This is a genomic window from Stenotrophomonas sp. 05L44_2, assembly GCF_056665995.1.
The window spans coordinates 1-4571 of the sequence record NZ_JBFTNR010000326.1; the positions used below are offsets into that span (position 1 = coordinate 1).

The 4571-nt window shown below is 68.9% G+C and carries 1 protein-coding gene; it reads right to left on the reverse strand.

Annotation, left to right across the window (positions count from 1 at the left end; genetic code table 11):
- On the reverse strand, positions 1-4571 hold a 4571-nt coding region (locus AC1VAN_RS12570; protein ID WP_480985902.1), incomplete at both ends, for a beta strand repeat-containing protein.

Genomic DNA, 4571 nt, shown 5'->3' on the forward strand with positions numbered 1-4571 from the left:
GTCTTTGTCGAAACGACCGACACGTTCTCACGGATGTTGTTGATCGCGCCCGCATCGATCGCCAGGTTGCCGCTCACATCAATGATCGAACCGATGTTGTCGATCCTGCCGGCCGTGCCCGCAGCAATGCGATCAGCCCCCAGCGATCCACCGATGGCCGCGTCGCCGCCGCTGTAGAGCAGGCCCTTGCCGGTGTTCTGCAGTTCGCGCACGCCCAGGTCCAGGCGCTCGCGCGCGGCCACGGTGCCGACGCGGGTGGCACCGTTGGCATCCTCGGCATGGTTCTTCAGCACGCCGGCCGAGATCGCCACGTGGTCGCCATAGATGCGGCCGGTGCCAAGGTTGTCCAGCACGTCGGCTTCGAGGTGGGTCACCTTGCCGTCGATCAGGCCGCGATTGGTCAGCTGGCCGCGTGCATTGAGATGGGTGATGCCTTCGCTGGAGATCTCGCCGTTGGCCGCGTTGGTGATGTTCTGCGCGTTGAGATCGAGGTTGCCGCCACGCAGTACGCCCTGGTTGTCCAGGTCGCCGGACAGATGCAGGGCCAGCGTGCCGTTGGCCACCCATTCGCCGCGGTTGCTCAGGCCCTGCTGCAGGGTCAGGCTCAAGTCGCGCTGGGCGTGTACCTGGCCGTCCTCGCTGAGCGCGCGCGCCACCAGGGTCTGGCTGCCATCGGCCCGCAGCAGGCCGCCACTGTTGGCGACGCTGTCGGCACTGCTGTCGAGGTTGCCGCCGGTGGTGATGACACCCCCGTTGTTCTGCAGCTGGCCGTTGACCTGCAACCGCGCGCCGCCATCGGTGACGATCTGTCCCTGGCTGTTGTCCAGCCACTGCGTTCCGAACTGCAGCTGGCCTGCCTGCAGGCCGCGGGTGCCATCGCCGCCGCGGGTGTTGCGGTTGTCCACGCTGGCTGCGGTGAGGGTCAGCAACTGGCCGGCGGCGATCGCGCCGGCAGTGTTGTCCAGGTGCCCGCTCAGGGTCAGGTCGAGATTGCGCCCGGCCTGCACGCGCCCGGCGCCGTTGGCCAGCGTCGTCGCCTGCAGCGACAGGCCCGACGCGCTGGCAAGCGTACCGCCAGCGCTGTTGTCGGCACTGGCCAGCACCAGCCGCGCATCGCCCTGTGCGTTCAGCGTGCCACCTCGGTTGTCCAGCGCACCAGCGTCCAGCTGCAGTGTGCCCGCCGCCAACAGGCCACCACTGCTGGCGGTGTCCCGGTTGTCGATGGTCTGCCCTGCGGTATCGATGCGCAGATCGGCGGCCGACTGCACCCGGCCGCCCTGGTTGAGCAGCGCGCCACTGTGCACGGTCAGCGCACCCTTCTGCGTACCCAGCGTACCTGCGCTGTTGTCCAGCCGCTGGCCGCGGGTATCGACGGTCAGCTGCCCCCCCAGCAGCGTGCCGCGTTGGTTGTCGAGGCCATTGGCCTGCAGCTGCAGCAGCTCGCCGGCCTGCATCGCGCCATCGCTGTTGTCCACGCCTGCAACCGTGGTCAGCAGCAGGTCCTTGCCTGCCACCACCGTGCCGTGCCGGTTGTCGAGGCTGGCGGCGCCCAGGGTCATCGCACCGGCGCTGGACAGCAGCCCCTGGCTGCCGTTGTCGAGGCGACCGTCGATGCCCAGCACCAGTTCGCTGCCGCCGGCATGGACAGTACCGCCGAGGTTGTCGAGGCTGGCGGCATTGATCGTGCCCGCGCCACCCAGCAGGATGCGCCCGCTCTGGTTGTCCAGTGCCTCGCCGATGGCCAGGGTGGAACGGCCGCTGCCGGCGCCCTGCAGGGTGCCCTKCGCATTGATCAGCTGCCGCGCGGAAACGTCGAGCACGCCATTGCTGGCCAGCGATCCGCCGCGATTGTCCAGCAGCCCCTGCACCCGCAGGCGCAGAGCTTCTTCGCCGGTAGCAGTGAGCGCACCGCCGGCGGTGGTCAGGCTATCGGCGTTGATATCGATGCGGCGCGCCGAGGTGGTCGCCTTCGACAGGTCAAGCGTTTTGCCCTCCAGCACCAACGTGCCATTGCTGAGCACGCTGCCGCCCGCACCCAGCAGGGTCTGTGCGAGCACCTGCAACTGGCCGCTGCCGGCGTGCTGGATCTTGCCTGCGCTGTTGTCCAGCGTCTGCGCCTGCAGCGTCAGGTCACCATTGCTGGCCAGCGTACCGCCGGCATTGCCCAGCGTGGTGGCATGGATGCGGCTGGCACCCTCGCCACTTGCGATGATGCGGCCGCCGGTGTTGTCCAGCGTTCCGGCCTCGAGGTCGAAGCGATCAGCCCCCAGCGTTGCGTCGCGATGGTCTACCTCATCCGCGCGCAGGGTCAGCGTAGCCGCAGAGACCAACGTGCCCTTGCTGCCATCCAGGCGGGCCGTGGTGATATCCAGGCCCTGGTTGCCGGCCTGGCGGATGGCACCGGCGGTATTGTCCAGCTGTGCGGCAGTGAGGGTCAGCCGGTTGGCATTGCTGGCGATGGTGCCTTCATGGTTGTCCAGCGTACCGTCGACCTGCAACGTGCTGTCGGCTGCACCGGCAGCACTGAGCGTACCCTTGCGGTTGAGCAGTTCACCGGCCTGCACATCCAGCGCGCCGTTGCCTGCGATCGTGCCGCCGCTGTTGTCCACGGCCTGCGCCACGCGCAGCTGCAGTGCATCGCTGCCGGTGGAGCTCAGGTTGCCGCCGGCGTTGTCCAGGCGTTCGGCATTGATCGCGACGCGCTCGGCCTGGGTGGTGCTGCCGGCACCCAGCACCAGCTCGCCGCCGTCAAGCATCAGCGACGACTGGCTGAGAATCCGCCCGGCTGCGCCCTGCAACGCATCGGCACGGATCTGCAGCGAGCCGCTGCCGGCGTGCTCGATTGCACCGCTACGGTTGTCCAGCCGCGCCGCCTGCAGCAGCACGTCTCCGCTGCCGGCCAGACGGCCGCCATTGCGGTTGTCCAGCAGTTCGCGGGCCTGCACCTGCAACAGGCCGCTGCCCGCAGCAAGTACCTTGCCGCCCTGGTTGAGCAGGCTGCCGACGTGCAGCTGCAACTGGCCGTTGCCAGAGATCGCACCGGCGCTGTTGTCCAGTTCGTCGCGCACGGTCAGTGTCGCGCCCTGGCTACCGGCCGACTGCAGCGTGCCCTCCTGGTTGTCGATGCGGCCCGCATCGATGCGCAGGCCCGCGTTGCCAAGCACCTGCCCGCCTTGGTTGTCGAAGGTGCCACGTACATCCAGCGCCAACTCGGAATTGCCGAGCGACACGATCTGGCCACCGGCGTTGCGCAGGCCGTCGGCCTGGATCTGCACGCTCTGCGCCGAGGTGGTGCCGCCACTCACATCCAGCTGGCCACCGGTCAGCGTCAGGTCACCGTTGCTGAGCAGGCGGCCCTCGCTGCCACGCAGAGTATCGGCGTGTACACGCAACGCGCCGTTGCCGGCCTGCTGCAGCAGGCCCTTGCTGTTGTCCAGCGTCCCCGCCGAGACGGTCAGCTCGCCATTGCCGGCCACGGTGCCACCGGCACTGTTGTCCAGCGTGCCGGCGCGCAGCATGCTGCCCTGGTTGCCCAGCGACAGCAGGCTGCCGCCGCGGTTGTCCAGCGTGCCGGCGACGATCTGGAACTGCGCTGCAGTGAGCGTGCCATTGCGCACGTCCGCATTGCCCACCGTCCAGTCCAGGCGACCGAGCGTGCTCAGGCGACCGCCGGCACCGGTCCAGTCGCCCGTGGTCAGCAACAGGCCGCCGTTACCGGCATGCTCGATGCGGCCACCGGCGTTGAAGACCCGACCTGCCCCCAGCGTCAGGCGCTCGGCATTGGTCGCCAGCAGGCCGCCGTCGTTGTTGAACGCGCCTTGCACTGTCCAGGCCGACTCGGCACTGCCGGCATGGCGCAGCTCGCCTGCCCGGTTGTCCAGCGACTGTGTCTGCAGCTGCAGCGCACCGGCCACACTCAGCGCGCCCTTCTGGTTGGACAGCGCCCCCAGCTGCAGCGCAGCGTCACCGTGCACCTGCAGTGTGCCGCCATCGTTGTTCAGATCGCCCGTGGCGCGCAGCGAGGCCACACCAAGGCGGCCTCCGCTGTTGTCCAGACCATTGCCCGCAACCAGCGATACACGACCGCCGTTGCTGATGCTGCCACCGTCGTTGTCGAGCGTGCCGGCGATGTCCAGCACACCGGCGGCCAACGGAACAGCCGGCGTCACCGGCGTACCGTCGCCAGTGCCGGTACCCGGTGTACCCGGAGTACCCGTACCGGGCGTGCCGGTTCCGGGCGCACCGGTACCTGGCGTTCCGCCGCTTCCCGGCGAGGTGCCACTGGGGGTACCGCCGGAGCCGCCCGACGCCACCGCATCCAGCGCACCGATCAGGCCTTCGCTGCGATTGCTCACGCTGCCTGCGGTGAGGCTCAACGCCTGCACGCCGGTCTGCTCGATGGCACCGCCACGGTTGCGCAGAGCCTGTGCCTGCAGCTGCAGGCGCTGTGCATTGAGCTTGCCGCCGCTGTTGTCCAGCGTGCCACCGGAGGTGATCGCAGCTTCATGCGTGGCAGCGATGGTGCCGGCATTGGCCAGATCGCCGCTCGCCTGCACGCGCACGTTCTGCAG